The sequence below is a fragment of the Flavobacterium flabelliforme genome, assembly GCF_017948675.1.
Taxonomy (GTDB): Bacteria; Bacteroidota; Bacteroidia; order Flavobacteriales; family Flavobacteriaceae; genus Flavobacterium; species Flavobacterium pygoscelis.
The window spans coordinates 92,609-111,006 of sequence record NZ_JAGFBU010000006.1 but is presented as its reverse complement, the minus strand read 5'-3'; the positions used below and the strand labels follow the sequence as shown (position 1 = coordinate 111,006).

Annotated in this window: 16 protein-coding genes; 4 read left to right on the top strand and 12 right to left on the bottom strand. The window is 30.6% G+C overall.

Features of this window, described 5'->3' with window-relative positions; translation table 11 throughout:
• Positions 1 to 45 precede the first annotated feature (45 nt).
• Positions 46 to 510 (top strand): thioredoxin family protein, encoded by a 465-nt coding sequence (locus J3S90_RS13835; protein ID WP_188051373.1) that lies wholly within the window; start codon positions 46 to 48, stop codon positions 508 to 510.
• A 2-nt stretch (positions 511 to 512) separates the two neighbouring features.
• Here the strand turns inward: J3S90_RS13835 and J3S90_RS13830 are convergent, their stop codons facing one another.
• The 5 genes from J3S90_RS13830 to surE all read right to left on the bottom strand — a co-directional run bounded on the left by J3S90_RS13830 (position 513) and on the right by surE (position 5,441).
• Complete coding sequence (locus J3S90_RS13830) at positions 513 to 2,558, bottom strand: ComEC/Rec2 family competence protein (RefSeq protein ID WP_236023966.1); 2,046 nt, start codon at positions 2,556 to 2,558, stop codon at positions 513 to 515.
• A 72-nt stretch (positions 2,559 to 2,630) separates the two neighbouring features.
• Entirely contained in the window at positions 2,631 to 3,149 is a 519-nt protein-coding gene (locus J3S90_RS13825) for a C40 family peptidase (protein ID WP_210646683.1), read from the bottom strand.
• A gap of 39 nt (positions 3,150 to 3,188) precedes the next feature.
• Positions 3,189 to 4,301 (bottom strand): lipid-A-disaccharide synthase, encoded by a 1,113-nt coding sequence (gene lpxB / locus J3S90_RS13820; RefSeq protein WP_210646682.1) that lies wholly within the window; start codon positions 4,299 to 4,301, stop codon positions 3,189 to 3,191.
• A 95-nt stretch (positions 4,302 to 4,396) separates the two neighbouring features.
• The gene (locus J3S90_RS13815; RefSeq protein WP_210646681.1) at positions 4,397 to 4,669 is read right to left on the bottom strand and encodes a hypothetical protein; all 273 of its coding nucleotides are present in this window, start codon (positions 4,667 to 4,669) and stop codon (positions 4,397 to 4,399) included.
• Positions 4,662 to 5,441, bottom strand: coding sequence for a 5'/3'-nucleotidase SurE (surE, locus tag J3S90_RS13810; RefSeq protein WP_210646680.1), 780 nt, complete (start codon positions 5,439 to 5,441; stop codon positions 4,662 to 4,664). Before surE ends, J3S90_RS13815 begins: the two co-directional genes overlap by 8 nt.
• 205 nt (positions 5,442 to 5,646) lie before the next feature.
• Between surE and J3S90_RS13805 the strand changes: the two genes are divergently transcribed.
• Both J3S90_RS13805 and J3S90_RS13800 read left to right on the top strand, forming a co-directional pair.
• Positions 5,647 to 7,824 carry a carboxy terminal-processing peptidase gene (locus J3S90_RS13805; protein WP_210646679.1) on the top strand — a complete coding sequence of 726 codons (2,178 nt, stop codon included), beginning with the start codon at positions 5,647 to 5,649 and terminating at the stop codon, positions 7,822 to 7,824.
• 143 nt (positions 7,825 to 7,967) lie between these two features.
• Complete coding sequence (locus tag J3S90_RS13800) at positions 7,968 to 8,813, top strand: DNA/RNA non-specific endonuclease (protein WP_210646678.1); 846 nt, start codon at positions 7,968 to 7,970, stop codon at positions 8,811 to 8,813.
• Positions 8,814 to 8,820: 7 nt separating this feature from the next.
• Here the strand turns inward: J3S90_RS13800 and rodA are convergent, their stop codons facing one another.
• From rodA to purH, 6 genes are all read right to left on the bottom strand, one after another.
• The gene (rodA, locus tag J3S90_RS13795) at positions 8,821 to 10,056 is read right to left on the bottom strand and encodes a rod shape-determining protein RodA (RefSeq protein ID WP_188051365.1); all 1,236 of its coding nucleotides are present in this window, start codon (positions 10,054 to 10,056) and stop codon (positions 8,821 to 8,823) included.
• Positions 10,057 to 10,061: 5 nt separating this feature from the next.
• Entirely contained in the window at positions 10,062 to 12,014 is a 1,953-nt protein-coding gene (mrdA, locus tag J3S90_RS13790; protein ID WP_210646677.1) for a penicillin-binding protein 2, read from the bottom strand.
• Positions 12,011 to 12,517 carry a rod shape-determining protein MreD gene (gene mreD, locus J3S90_RS13785; protein WP_188051363.1) on the bottom strand — a complete coding sequence of 169 codons (507 nt, stop codon included), beginning with the start codon at positions 12,515 to 12,517 and terminating at the stop codon, positions 12,011 to 12,013. The genes mrdA and mreD overlap by 4 nt, the downstream gene beginning before the upstream one ends.
• Positions 12,510 to 13,334: a rod shape-determining protein MreC gene (gene mreC / locus J3S90_RS13780; protein ID WP_210646676.1), complete on the bottom strand. Its 825-nt coding sequence runs from the start codon at positions 13,332 to 13,334 to the stop codon at positions 12,510 to 12,512. The genes mreD and mreC overlap by 8 nt, the downstream gene beginning before the upstream one ends.
• 88 nt (positions 13,335 to 13,422) lie before the next feature.
• Positions 13,423 to 14,451: a rod shape-determining protein gene (locus J3S90_RS13775; RefSeq protein WP_188051361.1), complete on the bottom strand. Its 1,029-nt coding sequence runs from the start codon at positions 14,449 to 14,451 to the stop codon at positions 13,423 to 13,425.
• A 55-nt stretch (positions 14,452 to 14,506) separates the two neighbouring features.
• Positions 14,507 to 16,033: a bifunctional phosphoribosylaminoimidazolecarboxamide formyltransferase/IMP cyclohydrolase gene (gene purH / locus J3S90_RS13770; protein WP_210646675.1), complete on the bottom strand. Its 1,527-nt coding sequence runs from the start codon at positions 16,031 to 16,033 to the stop codon at positions 14,507 to 14,509.
• Between the two features lie 198 nt (positions 16,034 to 16,231).
• On the opposite strand from purH, the gene J3S90_RS13765 reads away from it, so the two are divergent.
• Positions 16,232 to 17,482 (top strand): ABC transporter permease, encoded by a 1,251-nt coding sequence (locus J3S90_RS13765; RefSeq protein ID WP_188051359.1) that lies wholly within the window; start codon positions 16,232 to 16,234, stop codon positions 17,480 to 17,482.
• 68 nt (positions 17,483 to 17,550) lie between these two features.
• Here the strand turns inward: J3S90_RS13765 and J3S90_RS13760 are convergent, their stop codons facing one another.
• Positions 17,551 to 17,931, bottom strand: a complete 381-nt coding sequence (locus J3S90_RS13760; protein WP_210646674.1) for a hypothetical protein — start codon at positions 17,929 to 17,931, stop codon at positions 17,551 to 17,553.
• Positions 17,932 to 18,398: the final 467 nt, after the last annotated feature.

The window sequence follows — 18,398 nt, the reverse complement described above, 5'->3', positions numbered from 1 at the left end:
ATACTTCTTCCAAAACAATAAACTAATCAAATAAATATAACATATATGTGTAAAAAAATACTTTTATCGTTGACACTTTTGCTTTCCTTAAGTATTGAGGCTCAAGTTTTAAACTGGAATACAGACATTAATGACGCAATAACAGCTAGTAAAGATCAAAAAAAACCTTTACTAATTTTGTTCACTAACAACAACGATTCAGATAGACTTTTAGACTCGCAAATTTTAAAAACTTTAGATTTTGCTTTGTGGTCTAGAGACAATGTGATTTTAGTAAAATTAGATTTGAATCCAGGTCCAAATAATGAGAATATTGAACGCAATCAGTCTTTACAAAAAGCTTTCGGTGTAGAGGAGTTGCCTCAAATATGCTATACAAATGCTACAATACGTAAAAATAAAATTAATTACGGGCTTTTAGGCAAGATAGGCTATAAACCTGGAGGTGTTAAATCTTGGATCGATGCTTCAACTAAAATTTTAAATTTTAGAGCTGAAGAAGAAGAATAGATTTATTTTAAGATATAAAATCCCTTTTCATTTGTCGAATGAAAAGGGATTTTTTGTTTTCTACAACTTTCCTTCCATCTTTTTAGTACGGTATTAAAATTAGAGCCATCAGCAATTACCATTTTAGGTTTGCTATTGATTAGTATTCGATCCAAATTAATTTTAGGTGATTGTGTTAATAATAGTAAGTCGGGATGTGTATTGTGGGCTGATAAATTCGTGCTATCTAAAATCAATATCCTTTTATTATTAAAATAAAGAAAGTTCTTTAATTCTTTATTGTTTTTTATAGAGCTAAAATTACTACTGCAATAAGATTTTAAAATGTTATTGTTGGATACATTTATTAATCCCTCTTTTTTGGTATAAATGGTTGTCTTGTTGCCTATTGTTTCTGCAACTAAGGTGCTTTTTTTTACGCTGAATACAATTAGTTCTTTTTCTTTGATAGCATTTAAATGTGTTTTAAAAAAACAAAGTTGAATTATAATAATGGAAAGCATAACTGTAACTAATCTGGTAAAGTTGGGTTTCTTAAACCAAATGATTAAGGTAATAATAAATAGATATCCGCTTACCAACATGTAAAAGTGTAAAGGAATGTCTTTGATTATAAATTGCTCAAATGAAGCAATTGTGTTAATTATTTTGTTTAGGCAAAATATGCTCCATTGAAGTAAATTTGATAAAAATAGGGGAATGCTATTGAAAGCAGCTAAAATCATTACAACTATTCCTAAAACCATTATAATACTTAGTAAAGGTATTATGATCAAGTTTGTGACGAAAAATAGACCTGGAAATTGATGAAAGTAATAAATGGTTATTGGTAGTGTTCCTATTTGTGCTGCAAACGTAACGGTTAAGATAGACCACATATATTTAAAAAATCTTTTTTTAGGTGTCCATAAAGAAGAAAAAAGGGGCTGAAGCCATACTATAAAAAATACAGCGATGTAACTTAATTGGAAACCTACATCGAATAAAAAGGAAGGTTGAAATAGCAATATTAAGAGGATCGAAACCAATAAGGTATGATAAATATTTACACTTCTTCTAAGATGATTTCCTATTGCAACAAAAGAAAACATAGTAACAGATCGAATAACTGAAGGTGCTAAACCAGCAATTATTCCGAATAGTGATAAAGAGATGATGATGATAATTAGCTTTATCAAGGATGCTTTTCTTGTATTAGGAAAAGGCTTTAGTATAAAGCTAACAAAGAGAAGTACGAATCCTATATGCAATCCGGAGACAGACAAGATATGAATTGCGCCGGCATACTGATAATCCCGAAGGATTTCTGGAGCAATTTCTTGCCGCTGTCCCATTATTAATGCCAAAGCAACATTTAATTCAGTTTTATTAAAATTGTTTTTTTGTAGATTTTTTATAATCCGAGCTCTTAATTTTGAGGAGTAGTACCAAATGCTTTTTTGGATTTTTGATCCCTTTTTTATATCGTCAGCATGGGAGTAAATCTGCGCGTAAATTTGTTTATTTTCTAGATATTTACTGAAATCGAATTGATTAGGATTATCAGCAGATTTATTTCTACTCAATTTTCCTTTTAGAAGTAAATTACTTCCAATTTCTACATCGTGATCAATACTATCTTTTTGAATGTTTAATAAGATTCTACCTGATTTTGCTTTTTGATCGATTTCATTTACAATCGCTATATAGCGATTGCTAAAAGAAGAACTTTTTAATTTTTCTCTAATTGTAATATTTATAGAATGGGTTTTTTCAAATAAACTGGAGTCATGGATGTAATTATTTTTTTGATAATAATCAGTGTGTATGATTTGATTTGAAATACCAACTATAAAAGAAACAAGATAAGTTAGGAAACTAAAAATAGTAGTTTGTTTGTTTTTATAAGTATAAAAAATAAAAATAAGTAAGATAGATAGCAGGATAAGAATGCTGAAAACAATACTAATAGGGATTTTTATGTAATAAGCTAGTAATAAGCCTAAAACAAATGCTATCGTTATTCTCGCTAACGGGAAATGAATTACTTTCATAACTCTAAAGTACATATTTTCAATATAATAAATTTATTTTTGTATGTATTTTTTTGTTAATGCAATTGATTCGAGAATTTTACAAGATCATAGGATTCTATTAATTTGAAATAAACTATTTTTGTAGTAGGGCTCTTTAGTAGAGGAAATTATAACGCCTTTTGAAGTAGAGGAATGAATAAATTTTATTTCCTCGTTAAAGACCTCAATTACAATTCCAACATGATTTATCTGGCTGCTTTTATTGGTTTTAAAAAAAACTAAATCTCCTTTTTGTACTTGATCTTTTTTTTGATTTAAAACAATGCCTATTTTTGATTGCTCATAAGAATTTCTTGGTAGAATGATGTTTTCTGAACTAAAAACAGTAAACATTAATCCGGAACAATCATATCCAGCTTTAGTGGTTCCTCCATATTTGTATTTTACGCCTACATTATCGGTAGCTAAATCTATTAGATGATCAATTGATTTCTCTGAATTTCTTTTTTCTGTACGGCTTATCTTCTCCTTTGAAATTCCATTTCTAGAAGTTACAATAGGTGATTTTGCTTTACATGAGGCAAATAAACTTGCTAGTATTACTAGTGTAATAAAATGTTTCAAAAGGCGATTTTTTGAATGTTTAAATTGTAAGATGTTAATTTATTTTAAACTATTGATAATCAGTGCCGCCGTTTTTTTGCTAGCTCCAACGCCTCCTAATTGTTTTTCTAATAACGCATACTTTTCTAATAATGTATTTCTATAAGTGCTATTTAATATTTTTTCAAGTTCCTCTTTAATTCGCTTGGTGTTGCATTGGTCCTGAATTAATTCAGTTACAACTTCTTCATCCATTATTAAATTGACCAATGAGATGTATTTTAGTGTAATAATTCGTTTGGCAATTTGATAAGAACCCCAACTTCCTTTATAGCAAACAACTTCTGGCACCTTAAAAAGTGCTGTTTCGAGCGTTGCAGTTCCAGATGTAACTAAAGCCGCAGTTGCATTTTGCAATAAATTATATGTTTTGTTCGAAATGAATTTTATGTTGTCTTGCGTAATAAATTGTTTGTAAAAAGAAAACTCTTGGCTTGGAGCACCCGCAATTACAAATTGATAATCAGGAAAATCAGCAACAACACTTAGCATTACAGAAAGCATTTTTTTAATCTCTTGTTTTCTACTACCTGGTAAAATAGCAATGATAGGTTTGTTGCTCAATTGATTCTCGCTTCTAAAAAGTGTTGAATCTATTTGAGGCTGATTGTGTATAGCATCTATCAAAGGATGACCTACAAATTCTACTGGGAAATCATGTTTCTGCTCATAGAATTTTTTCTCAAAAGGAAGGATAACATACATTTTGTCGATATCTCTCTTGATTTCTGTGATTCTGCTTTCTTTCCAGGCCCAAATCTGAGGAGAAATATAATAATGTGTTTTTATATTTAATGTTTTTGCCCATTTTGCTATTCTCAAATTAAAGCCAGGATAATCAATGAAAATAAGTACATCAGGTTGAAATTTAGTGATGTCTTTCTTGCAAATTTTAATATTGCCAAGTATTGTTTTTAAATTAAAAATCACTTCAACAAATCCCATAAAAGCTAAATCGCGATAGTGTTTAACTAAAGTTCCTCCAACGGAAGTCATTAAGTCGCCTCCCCAAAATCGAATATCTGCACTAGGATCTTGCTCGTAAATTTGTTTCATTAAATTTGAGCCATGCAAATCACCTGAAGCTTCTCCAGCAATTATATAATATTTCATGTTGTATTTCGATTAATAATTTACAAATCGAACGATAGTAATTTTCGATTTTTTTCAACTTTTTCTGAATAGCAAAGATAGGTTAATATGATTTGTTATATAAATAAAGTAAGTATTGCCAGTACAATTACGGCAAGAAGTACTCCTCTGGCCATCATTTCTTTATTTAATTTTAAAAATAAACCAAAAGCAATAAGAGTCATAATAGAACCTAAAGTTATTATTTTGCCCAGACTGCCTTGTGTTTTAAGTATTTGAATTCCAGCTATAAATTTAAAATCCGTAAAAAAAGTTATAAAGATATAAGATCCCAGTAATGTAGTTGCTAAACCGATTAAAAATCCCAATAGTAAGTCTCTTTTATTCATCCCATTTCCAAGTGTTAAGTTGTTGTATTGTGTAGTGTGCAGTCAAGTCAAAGTGTACCGGAACTACAGAAATATAATTATTCTCTAAAGCCCATTCGTCTGTGTCTTCTCCTTTATCTTGATTTACAAATTCTCCAGCAAGCCAGTAGTAATCTCTTCCTTGGGGAGTTTTTCTTTTATCAAATTTTTCCATCCAACGTGCTTTTGCTTGACGACAAATTCTAATTCCTTTAATTTCTTTTTCTTCTAATTTTGGAAAATTCACATTTAGAACTACTCCATCAGGTAATCCATTTTTTAAAACCTCTAAAGCTATTTTTCTTACAAAGTTTTTAATGGGTTCAAAATTTGCATTCCAGTTAAAGTCCATCAATGAGAAGCCAATTGCAGGAATTCCCTCTATTCCTGCTTCTACTGCAGCACTCATTGTGCCAGAATAGATCACATTTATAGATGAATTTGAGCCATGATTGATACCGGAAACGCATAAATCTGGCTTTCTTTTCAAAATTTCATTTACAGCTAATTTCACACAATCAACTGGAGTTCCAGAGCAGCTATACTCTTGTATTGGATCATTAACATTAGAGATTTTGTTTAAATACAAAGTGCTATTGGTTGTAATTGCGTGTCCCATAGCGCTTTGTGGCGAGTCTGGCGCGACAACTATTACCTCTCCCAATTCTGACATGACTGAAATTAAAGCTCTGATACCTGGTGCCGATACACCATCATCATTTGTAATCAGAATTAATGGTTTATTTTTTTTCATTGCTGATATGTTAAAATATAAAATATTTTATGATATAAATGGCAAATGTAGTCACTGATTGCGTTAATTTTTGAACAAAAGATAAAAAAATGTTATCTTGGTTTATTTACTTCAGTTTGAAAAAACATTTTTATATCTTTAACCAAAATTATTGAGAACACACTGATTATGGTGAAGTTCTATTGTACTTTACATTAAAAAATTCATGAATACTATTATTAACTTTATGAAAAGAAATTATAAAATTATTCTTGTTGTCGTTTGTATATCGGTGACATTATTTGCCTTTAAAATGAATGGCTCGAAAGATAATGACCCAGAAAAAGACAAATTGCTACTTGAGTTATTGACTTTTGTTATTGAAAAAGGGCATTACAATCCAGCAGCGATTGATGATAATTTTTCGAAAGGAATTTACAAAGATTATATAGAAGCGCTAGACCCGTCTAAGAGATTCTTTTTGCAATCGGATATAAATGAATTTTCAAAATATGAATATCAATTAGATGATCAATTGATCAATAAAGATTTGACTTTCTTTAATTTGACTTATGCTCGCTTGGTTCAAAGAATGAATGAGAGTACTAAGATTTACAAATCAATTTTAAGCAAACCTTTTGATTATACAACTGATGAAACTATTAACATAGATTATGAAAAGGCTCCATATCCTAAAGATGCTGCTGAATTAAATGATAAATGGAGGAAACAAATAAAGTTGTCTACACTTTCATCACTTGTTGATAAGCAAAAAATCGAACAAGATAAAAAGAAAAATGATCCAAGTTATAAAGTGAAATCGTATGATGTTCTTGAAAAAGAAACCAGAGATATTTCTGGGAAATCACTAGATGAATACTTTGGATTTATAAAGGATTTAAATAGAAATGATTGGTTTTCTGTTTACATAAATTCAATTACAGCTCGTTTTGATCCTCACACGAATTATTTTGCACCAGAAGAAAAGGAACGTTTTGATGTAAGTATAAGTGGTAAATTAGAAGGAATTGGAGCTCGTCTTCAAAAGAAAAATGATTTTACTGAAATTACAGAACTTATCTCAGGAGGTCCTGCTTGGAGAGGAAAATTACTAGAAGCTGGTGATTTGATCATGAAAGTAGGTCAAGGAAATAAAGAAGCGGTTGAAGTTATTGGAATGCGCCTTGATGATGTTGTTAAAAAAATAAAAGGACCAAAAGGTTCTGAAGTTCGATTAACAGTTAAAAAAGTTGATGGCACTATTAAGGTGATTTCAATTGTTAGGGATATTGTAGAAATCGAAGAAACTTATGCAAAATCTAGTATCGTTAATAAAAATGGATTAAAATATGGTGTTATTTATCTTCCGAAATTTTATATCGATTTTGTAAATAAAAATGGACGTGACGCTGGTAAAGACATCGCTCTAGAAGTTGATAGATTAAAAAAAGCAGGAGTAAACGGTATCGTTTTAGACGTACGTGATGATGGAGGAGGATCGTTATCTACAGTAGTTGATATCGCTGGTTTGTTTATAGAACAAGGGCCTATCGTACAAATAAAATCTGCTGGTAGAAAAAAAGAAGTCTTGTATGATAGAGACCCTAAGATAGAATGGGACGGTCCATTGGTCATTATGGTAAATGGTTTTTCTGCTTCTGCTTCAGAAATTTTAGCTGCTGCAATTCAAGATTATAAAAGAGGAATTATCATAGGAAGCAAGCAAACTTATGGTAAAGGTACTGTTCAAAATGTTTTTGATTTGAATGAATTTGTTCGCAGTAGTTCAGTAGGTGATCTAGGTGCAATCAAAACGACAACTCAAAAGTTTTACAGAATAAACGGTGGTTCAACACAAATAGAAGGTGTAAGAAGTGATATTGTTATGCCAGACCGATATGCTTATTTAAAAATGGGAGAGCGTGATATTGACAATGCTATGCCATGGGATAAAATAGACAAAGCAGATTACAATGAATGGTCTAATAATAATAACTTTAGTCAAGCAATTGTTAATAGCAAGAATAGAATTTTAAGTAATTCTCAATTTCAACTGATTGAGGAAAATGCAAAGTGGATTGATAATAGAAGTAAAGAAAATGTGTACAATTTAAATATTAATAAATTTAAAAGCGCACAAGCTGAAATAGAAGAAAAAGCTAAAAAATACAAGCCTCTTTCTGATTACAAAAATAATTTAATATTCACATCATTACCTTATGAAAAAGTGATAATGAATAATGATGTTACTTTAAAAGAAAAAAGAGACAGATGGCATGAAGCGTTGTCAAAAGATATTTATGTAGAAGAAGCATTAAATGTTTTAGACGATTTACAAACTAAATCTATTTCTAAGACCAATATGTCTACTAAGTTAAAAAAAGATAATTTAGTGAAGTCATAATATACAATCACTGTTTTATAGTTATAAACGCTTCATATTTTTATGGAGCGTTTTTTATTTAAAATAAAAGAATAAAATTTAATAATAATAGTTTTATATCTTTAATAAATTATAAACAATCAATGATATTATTCTAAATTACAATGATAAAAATTATAATCAATTTTATACCAGTCCTATTTATAACTTTTTTTTTGATTTGTTGTAATGGTAAAGAAGCTTCAATAGGAAATTCCTACGGCAACAATACTAAGAATAGAGAGGCAGATTTTATAGAAATCAATACAAAGCCAACAGATAAAATTGATGTTACTTTTGATTTTTATCCTACTTCAACAACTAATCAGATCGTAAATCATGATTACTTTTCTCTTTCATATAATGAGAAATTTGAACAAGCAGAATGGGTAGCCTACGAACTGAAAAAAAAGTACATATTAAATAAACATTTTCAGAGACCTTTTTTTATAGAAGATCCTAAAGTAACTACTAGATCTGCTGATTGGAAAAACTATAAAAACTCAGGATACGATAAAGGTCACTTGTGTCCTGCAGGAGATATGTCTTTTGATGAAAATGCTTACAATGACACGTTTTATACCTCAAATATTTCTCCACAAAAACACAAATTTAACGATGGAGTTTGGAATAGATTAGAGCAAAAAGTACGCTATTGGGCAGTGAAATATGATGGTCTTTATGTTATTACTGGAGGCGTATTAGAGAGTTCCTTACAAACAATTGGAAAAGAAAAGGTATCGGTTCCTAATTATTTTTATAAAGTTCTATTATCAAAATCAGATGGCAAAATAAAACTGATTGCTTTTCTTATCCCAAATGAAGCCAGTGAAAAACCTTTGTATGATTTCGTCGTGTCAGTTGATCAAATTGAGAAAATGACAGGCATAGACTTCTTTCCTAAATTAGATGATAAAATAGAAGAAAAATTAGAAAGCAGCAATGATTATAAAGCGTGGAGTTTTAACTAATATACAGTTACCATTCGTTTACTTTATTAGCATCCATTTTTATAAATATAAATAGAAGAATAGTAAATCCCCAAAGTCCTGATCCACCATAAGAAAAGAACGGCAATGGAACTCCGATGGTTGGAAAGATTCCAACTACCATTGCGATATTTACAAAAAAGTGTGTAAATAAAATTCCTGCTACGCAATAACCATAGACTCTACTGAATTTTGTTTTTTGTCGTTCCGCCAAATAGATTATTCTGAGAAACAGACCCGCAAATAGAGCTATGACTACTAATGAGCCTACAAATCCCCATTCTTCACCCACTGTGGTAAAAATGTAATCTGTATGTTGCTCGGGTACAAATCCTCCTTTAGTTTGAGTTCCTTCCAGAAATCCTTTACCAATCCATCCACCTGATCCTATAGCTATTTCGGATTGGTTTGTATTGTATCCAATTCCTTTCATATCTACTGTTTTTCCCAACAGGATATTAAAACGGTCTCTATGGTGTTGCTTAAATACATTGTCAAATACATAATCTACAGAGAGTACAAAACCAGAAATTAATAGAAATAAAATTGTACTCATAATAATATTTCGATCTGCAAGTCTTGATTTTAAATGAACAATTATTATTATTCCTAATGCAATTAAGATTACATATTGGGGCTCTAAAACAAGTGTAAGTACAAATAAAAGGATGGTGATAAATCCCGTCCAAACATACCAACTAGGAAGTCCTTCGCGGTATAGAACAATTATAAAAATGCTATATATCAAAGCACTTCCAGGATCTGGCTGGGGCAATATAAGTAATACCGGCAAAAATATTATGGCGAGCGCTTGTATCTGTCTATTGGTGTCTTTTAAATTGATTTGGGTATCACTCAAAAATTTTGCTAGCGCTAATGAGGTTGCTGCTTTTGCAAATTCTGAAGGTTGTATTGTAAAACTTCCTATGGCATACCAACAGCGTTGGCCTGCAATCGTTTTTCCAAATAAAAACAAACCGGCTAATGTCAGTAGTGAAACTCCAAATATAATACTTGCGTATTTTTCATAAAATTTTCCATCTACAGAAAGAACAATAAATATTAATGGGATTGTCAGTATAATGAAAATAAGCTGTTTTTGGTAAGTATCTTCCATAGAAGATAATGATGACGAATAGATGTTTAGCCAACCTAAAATAACGAGTAAAGTATATATTATTATACTTATCCAGTCAATATTATTTGATACACTTTGATTTTTCATCTGAATTATATAACTGGTTTTTGCTCCTTAGTTGAATCTATTTTTACTTTAAAAGTGGGAATAATGGTTTTGCTTTTCAAAATCGAATCGCTAACTCTTAACTGAGATTTTACTTTATCAGAAAGTCCACCTAATTTTGCATACCTACTTTGTAAACTTGTAGCAAGGATTCTTGTCTCCAAGTCAGTTCTTGTTATTTTTTGTCTAAGGTATTTTTCTATCATCAAACTCGCAATAGGTCCTGCAATTGCTGCACCATAACCTCCATTTTCAACCATAACGGCTATCGCTATTTTTGGATTGTCTTTTGGAGCAAAAGCTACAAAGATCGAGTGATCTTCTAGTTTTACTCTGACTCCACCAATTTTCGCAAAATTTTCTGCGGTTCCTGTTTTACCACAAATATCAATTCCTTCAACTCTAAGCGATCTGGCTGTACCAACATTATACACATCAAAAAGTCCGCTTATTACGGGCTTGAAATATTTTTTATCAATAGTAGTTACATGTTTGGTTGTAAAACTTTTGTCAATAGCATGTCCTTCTATTTTTTTTATGATATGAGGCGTGTAATAATATCCTTCATTAGCAATGGTTGCCATCATATTAGCAAGTTGTATAGGAGTCATTACAACTTCTCCTTGACCTATTGCGTTTGATACTATTGTGGTGCTTCTCCAGCCACCGTTTGGATACATTCTTTTATAGGTTTTAGAATCAGGAATTTTCCCTTTTTTTCCTGTTGGTAAGTCATAACCCATAAACTGGCCTAATCCAAAACTTTTTAAATGGTTACTCCAAATATCAACTGCTTTTGCTGGATTGTTATATTTGTTAATCGTTAACATATAGGTTTGAGCAAAATAAGTGTTGCAAGAATTGTAAATACCATTATGTAATTGTTGGCTAGGACTATGTGGATGGCATTTCATAAATCGTCCCCTTCCATAACTGAATCCATTATTGCAAAAGAAAGTTGTATTTTCGTTAATTACACCTTCTTGCAAGCCAATAAGGCCTGTTAAAATTTTAAATGGTGAACCTGGAGGATACTCAGCCAGTAATCCTCTATCATAAAGTGGTTTAGCAATAGAATCGTGATACAAAGCGGTATAGTTTTTAGAGCGTTGTCTTCCCACTAGAATACCAGGGTCAAATGAAGGTGCTGTGACTAATGCTAATATTTCGCCAGAACTAGGCTCAATAGCAACAATTCCACCTCTTTTATTAATCATTAATTCTTCCCCATACTTTTGAAGCTGCGCATCTATAGAGAGATTAATATCTTCCCCTTGCACGGCAATTGTATCGTATTTACCATCTTTATAGGATCCTATTTCGCGATTAAATTTGTCTTTCTGGAAATATTTAATCCCTTTTACACCTCGCAAAAGATTTTCATAGCTTTCTTCTACCCCTTGTCTTCCAATCAAATCACCGCTATTGTAGTAAGGATTTTTCGAAACCAATTTTTCATTCACTTGAGTGATAAAACCAAAAATATTAGCGCCAAAATTCACTTCATAATCACGAAGCGATCTTTTTTGGAAATAAAAACCTTCATATTTTCGTATTTTCTCCTGAAAAGCAGCAAACTCACTTTTGTTTAATTGAGATAGAAATACAGATGGTAATCTTGGACTATATACTTTAGATTTCTCCATTTTTTTAATAAAGTCCTCTTTGGTCATGTGAAGTAACTGACAAAATTCTAAGGTGTCTAATTTCTTTACTTCACGTGGAATTACCATGATGTCATATGAAGCTTGATTGGCTACGAGAAGTTTTCCTTTTCTATCATAGATATAGCCTCTCTCTGGATATTCATATTTTTTTTTAATTGCATTATTTTCTGACTTTAATTTTAAAGTGTCATCAATAACTTGTAAATAAAAAATACGAATTAAAAGTAAAGAGGTCGCAATAATAATTAAAGAAGGCAACAAGACTTTTCTCATCTTTTATTTGGCTTAATAAGATATATGATTATAATACAGATTATAATGGTGAATACAGTACTTAATAAAGTCGTTATTAAAGTATCTAATATATAGGTCAATTGAAATGCTTCTAGTAAAAATAAAGTAAAATGGTGTATTACTACAGAAAGCAAAATAAACGAAAATCGTTGTGGTGTAATAACATCATTTAATTTTATAGTTTGATACTCGTAGCTCAAACCAAATGCAAACTTAAAAATAGATGGTCTAAAATAAGCTAAAACTAAACAAGCAGTTGCATGAGTTCCTCCAGAATTACTAAAAAGATCCATTATAATTCCTAATAAAAAACTAGAGGCTATTAACGCTGATTTATTACCGTTTACAGGGTATAAAATGATAAATAGAATATAAGGGAATGGACTTATATATCCCAAAAAATTCATATTGTTGAATATGATGATCTGAAGGGCTAGCAAAAGTACAAAACGGAAAATATTGACCAACAGCGTACTATTCATCTTTTTCTCTTTTTTCTAAATTAATAACTTCTTGACGGTTTTTACTTTTTAGGATATAAACATGTCCTAAGTTCGTCATGTCATTAAAAAGTTTAATATCTAACGTATAAAAGTTAGTTTGTGTATCTCTATAAATTTTAGCAATTGTTCCAATATTAATATTTTCAGGGAAAATGACAGATTGCCCTCCCGTTACGATTGTATCTCCTATTTTTATGAGAGCTAATCTTGGAAGATCTGTTAGTTGCACAAAACCAGTACTTTTACCATTCCAGTTTAGAGAACCAAAATGATCTGATTTTTTGATTTTAGCATTAATCTGTGTTCTTTTATTTAAAATACTTATAACGGTAGAATAATTAGTCGAAGTGTTTTCTATGATTCCTACGATTCCTAAACTATTAATAACACCCATGTCAGGCTTTACACCATCTCGTTCACCTGAGTTTAGTGTTAAGTAATTTTCGTAAACATTATAGGAATTGTGAATTACCTTAGATACAATTATATCATCTAGTTTTACTCCTTTTAGACTGTCTAAAGCTTTTGCAGTAGCAGTGTCTTTTTTATTAAATAATATGCTTTTTAATTTAGCATTTTCAAGAGCAAGTTCATCATTTTGAGTTTTTAAGTTTAAATACTCATTTAGATTATTTACTTTTTCATAAACGCCTCCGCTTAAAAAATTAGCGGAACTTATTATTTTGCTTCTGTGAAAGGAATGAGACTGAATCGTTAGAGTTAACGATGTACCTAAAAGCAGCAAAAACAGTATTTTGTTACTGTTTTTTAAAATAAAATTAAATATTTGCTGCATTGTCTAAATTTGAATATTTAAATAAATTTAAAATTGAATGCTAAATTCTAAAGACTTTAAACAAGTTTTAGAATTTAGAATTTATTTGTTATTTTATAAGAATGCTTTTAAATTTGTTTACATTTTTAAGTGCCATTCCAGTTCCTCGAACTACTGCTCTTAAAGGATCTTCGGCAATGTAAACTGGTAAATCTGTTTTTTGAGAAATTCTTTTGTCAAGACCTCTTAGCATTGATCCACCTCCTGCAAGATAAATACCAGTATTGTAAATATCAGCAGCTAATTCTGGTGGAGTCTGAGATAAAGTTTCCATTACGGCATCTTCAATACGCTGAATAGATTTGTCTAATGCTTTTGCAATTTCTCTATATGAAACTTCAACTTGTTTAGGTTTACCGGTAAGTAAATCTCTACCTTGAACAGACATGTCTTCTGGTGGAGTTTCTAAATCTTCTATAGCAGCACCAATTTGTATTTTTATTTTCTCAGCAGTACTTTCTCCAACAAAAAGGTTGTGTTGCGTACGCATATAATATACTATGTCATTTGTAAAAACATCACCAGCAATCTTAACTGATTTGTCACATACAATTCCACCTAAAGCAATTACCGCTATTTCAGTTGTTCCACCACCGATATCAACAATCATGTTTCCTTTAGGTTGCATAATATCAATACCAATACCAATGGCCGCAGCCATAGGTTCGTGAATCAAATATACTTCTTTACCATTTACGCGTTCGCACGATTCTTTTACAGCACGCATTTCTACTTCTGTAATTCCAGAAGGGATGCAAACTATCATTCGTAACGCAGGTGTAAACATTCTTTTCTTTAATGCAGGTATGCTTTTTATAAACATACTTATCATTTTTTCTGAAGCATCAAAGTCAGCAATTACACCATCTTTCAAAGGCCTTATGGTCTTAATGTTTTCATGTGTTTTACCTTGCATCATGTTGGCTTCTTTACCTACAGCAATGATTTTACCCGAAACCCTATCGCGAGCAACTATAGAGGGGCTGTCAATTACAACTTTATCATTATGTATGATTAAAGTATTAGCGGTACCAAGGTCTATCGCAATATCCTCGGTCATGAAATCAAAAAATCCCATAAGTTTTTTAAGGGTTAAAAGTTATAATAAATAATAGCATGCAAAGTTAAACAAATTAATGTTTGAAATGACGCGTTCCTGTAAATACCATTGCAAGTTTATTTTCATTGCAATAATTAATACTTAATTCATCTTTAATCGAACCTCCAGGCTGAATTACAGCTGTAATTCCTGCTTTTTTAGCCAATTCTACACAATCCGGAAAAGGAAAAAAAGCATCACTAGCCATCGAGGCACCATGTAAATCAAATCCGAAGTTATTTGCCTTTTCTATTGCTTGAAGCAATGCATCTACTCTTGAAGTTTGTCCAGTTCCTGATGATATAAGTGTTCCGTTTTTTGCAAAAACAATCGTATTAGATTTTGTGTTTTTACATATTTTAGACGCAAATATCAAATCTTGAATCTCTTGTTCCGTAGGAGTTGTTACTGTAACGGTTTTTAGAGCTTCTTTATTGTCAGTAATGTTATTTCTTTCTTGAATTAAAAGTCCGTTTAAGCAAGTTCTAACTTGTTTGTTAGGTAATTCAACAGTATTTTGTATTAAGATTATTCTGTTTTTCTTTTCTTCTAAGATGGTTTTTGCTTCCTCATCATACTCTGGAGCAATTACCACTTCACAAAAAAGTTTGTTTATTTCTGTAGCAGTAGCAACATCTATTTTAGTGTTAGAAATCAAGACACCTCCAAAAGCGGAAGTAGGATCACAAGCTAAAGCTGCATTGTATGCTTCACTAATTGTTTTTCTTGTAGCTAAACCACAAGCGTTATTATGTTTTAAAATGGCAAAAGTAGGTCCGTCATTTTTAAATTCATTGATCAAATTCACTGCTGCATCAACATCTAATAAATTGTTATAAGACAATTCTTTTCCATGAACTTTTTTGAACATCGCTTCAAAATCACCAAAGAAAAATCCTTTTTGATGTGGGTTTTCTCCATATCTTAAAACTTGACCGTCAGCAATACTTTCTTTGTAAATGGTTTCATCAGTGTTGAAATAATTAAAAATAGCTCCGTCGTAATGAGAGGATACATGAAATGCTTTTGTAGCTAACAATTTTCTATTTTCTAATGTTGTGGCGCCATTTTGCGTTGTAATTAAATCCAATAGTAAAGCATATTGATCAACAGAGGAAACAATTACGGTATCTTTAAAGTTTTTTGCTGCAGCACGAATTAATGAAATCCCACCAATATCAATTTTTTCAATAATATCTGCCTCACTTGCTCCAGAAGCTACTGTCTTTTCAAAAGGATATAAGTCAACTATGACCAAGTCAATTTGAGGAATATTAAACTCTTGCATTTGTTGTACATCGCTTTCATTATCTTGACGATTTAATATTCCGCCAAAAACTTTTGGATGTAATGTTTTAACACGACCACCCAAAATAGAGGGATAAGACGTAACATCTTCAACAGGAATGACAGGAATTCCTAGATTTTTGATAAAATTTTCGGTTCCTCCAGTTGAATAAAGTGTAACATTTTGACTGTTTAGTTGTCTAACTATAGGTTCTAATCCTTCTTTAGAAAATACAGAGATTAATGCTGATTGAATTGTTTTAGTAGTGTTCATTATGTAGTTATTGTTATCAAGTGCAAAAATAGTTTTTTAATGTTAAAATTAAGCCATTTGAAAACGAGATAATTGTATTTTTTTACAGCTATTATATAAGGAGTACTAAAATAATGGATTGGGACTTTAACGAATTGATTATTCATTAGGATTTTGATTAATATTTATGGAATTTTACTTTAACACAAAACAGATTGTATGCTAGTTTACCTTAGATTATTAAGTGAGAGTTTCGGTTTTGCAATGAATGCATTAAAAAATAATAAATTAAGGACCTTACTTTCTTTGTTAGGAGTGACTATTGGTATTTTTTCGATTATAGCAGTATTGGCTGCAGTAGATTCTTTAGACAGGAAAATAACAAAAGACTTAAGTAGTTTAGATAAAAACACAATCTATTTGATGAAGTTTTCTTTTGGTCCATCGGATATTCCTCAATGGAAAAGAGAGCAATTTCCTAATGTAAAGTATGATGAATATACTTACATGAAAGGGGCGATGACCAATACGGATCAAATGGCGTATCAAATTTTTACTAGAAGTGAGTCTATAAAATATGATTCTAAAACAGTAAGTGATGTAAAAATTATTCCTGTTTCTCATGAATTTATTGATATTCAAGGATTAGAATTTGAAAAAGGTCGTTTTTACAATGAATCAGAAGCTAATTCTGGAGCTACGGTTATTGTTCTTGGAAATGAAATTGCTAAATCTTTATTTGATGATTTTGATCCTATAGGGAAAAATGTGCGTTTGTATGGAAAACGTTTTACAGTAATTGGCGTGATAAAAAAGGAAGGTTCAGGATTGTTCGGTGATAGTAATGATACCGCTGCCTACATACCTGTGAATTTTGTGAGACAGTTGTATGGCGACAACAATACTTCCTTAACGAATGTTATTATTTTTAAACCCCAAAAAGGGGTAGATATGGAGGCTTACAAAGGCGAAATGTCACAAAAATTAAGAAGCTATAGAGGTTTGAAAGCTGGTGAAATAGATAATTTTTTCATCAATGTTTTTTCAGGTTTTACAGACCTTATCGACGGTATTTTAGGTCAAATGAATGTGGTTGGATGGATTATTAGTGGTTTTTCTCTTTTGGTAGGTGGTTTTGGTATTGCTAATATTATGTTTGTTTCTGTAAAAGAGAGAACCAATCTAATTGGAATTCAAAAATCATTAGGAGCCAAAAATAAATTTATCTTATTTCAGTTTTTATTTGAAGCTATTATTTTATCTGTAATTGGTGGTGTAATCGGGCTATTATTAGTTTGGATTATTTCTCTGATTTTGACCAATGTTTTGGATTTTGAATTTGTTCTTGGTATGGGAAATGTAGTTCTAGGAACTGGATTAGCTGCAGCTATAGGATTGATATCTGGAATTTTGCCTGCTATTACAGCGTCTAAACTAGATCCAGTAGAAGCTATTAGAACCGGAATGTAATTTTTATAAAAAAGTACTCTTTAGAGATGTTGCCAATCATTTTTTTTTAAACCCTAATTTTTATTTCATTAAATGTGAAATATGCTCGAAATTTGAGCTACTTGCTTGTTTAGAATAGCTTTTGTGAAAGTTAAATTTGCCTTAGAGGAATCTGCAATTAGATAGATAAAGTAACTATTGTTTTGTGAAATTTTTAAAAACTGAAATTGATTTGTCAATGTAATAGTAATGTCATCAATATTCTGTTTTTGCTTTAAAAAGTCATTGGCGTTCAATTGTGCTCTAATCATTTCTAATGCAAATTTTGAAGCACTTTCTATATCAAATTTGTTGTCGTTTCTTTTTGAGTAATAAAGATTACCGCTTTTTACATCTACAACACTTAATGCAACAAATCCAGGCATTTCCTTTGAAATATTTTCTCCAAATAATTTTAAAAAATCTGACATCTATAAAAAGTTTAAGTAGCAAATTTAATTTTTTTATGATTCAAATACTACTGTAACTCTTTTTAATTATTTTGAAGTTTTTTTTGAAACTTCAAAATAATTAAAAAGTCTATTAGTTGGAATCATTTTAATGAATTTTATTCAAAAATATCTTTTAAATAAATCGTTTATATTTCTTTAGCGAATAAATAAATTCTTATTAATTTATTTGAATAGCGGTTTTTTTGCTATAAGGTTTAGTTGTTTTTTGGGTTAATTGTTAAAAATAATTTCGCTTAATAGATTGCTTATGAAATGATTGAAGTGTTGGCTAATTTGCTATTATTTCTTTTAATGCTTATAGGGCGAAATTATTGGTTTTTTTTGTACTTTTGCGGCCCCAAAACACTAGTGATTTCGTTGCTAACCTACAGTAATAATTTGCTTTAAATTTACGAAAATCGCTCTCTTTTAATCTCAAAAGTCAA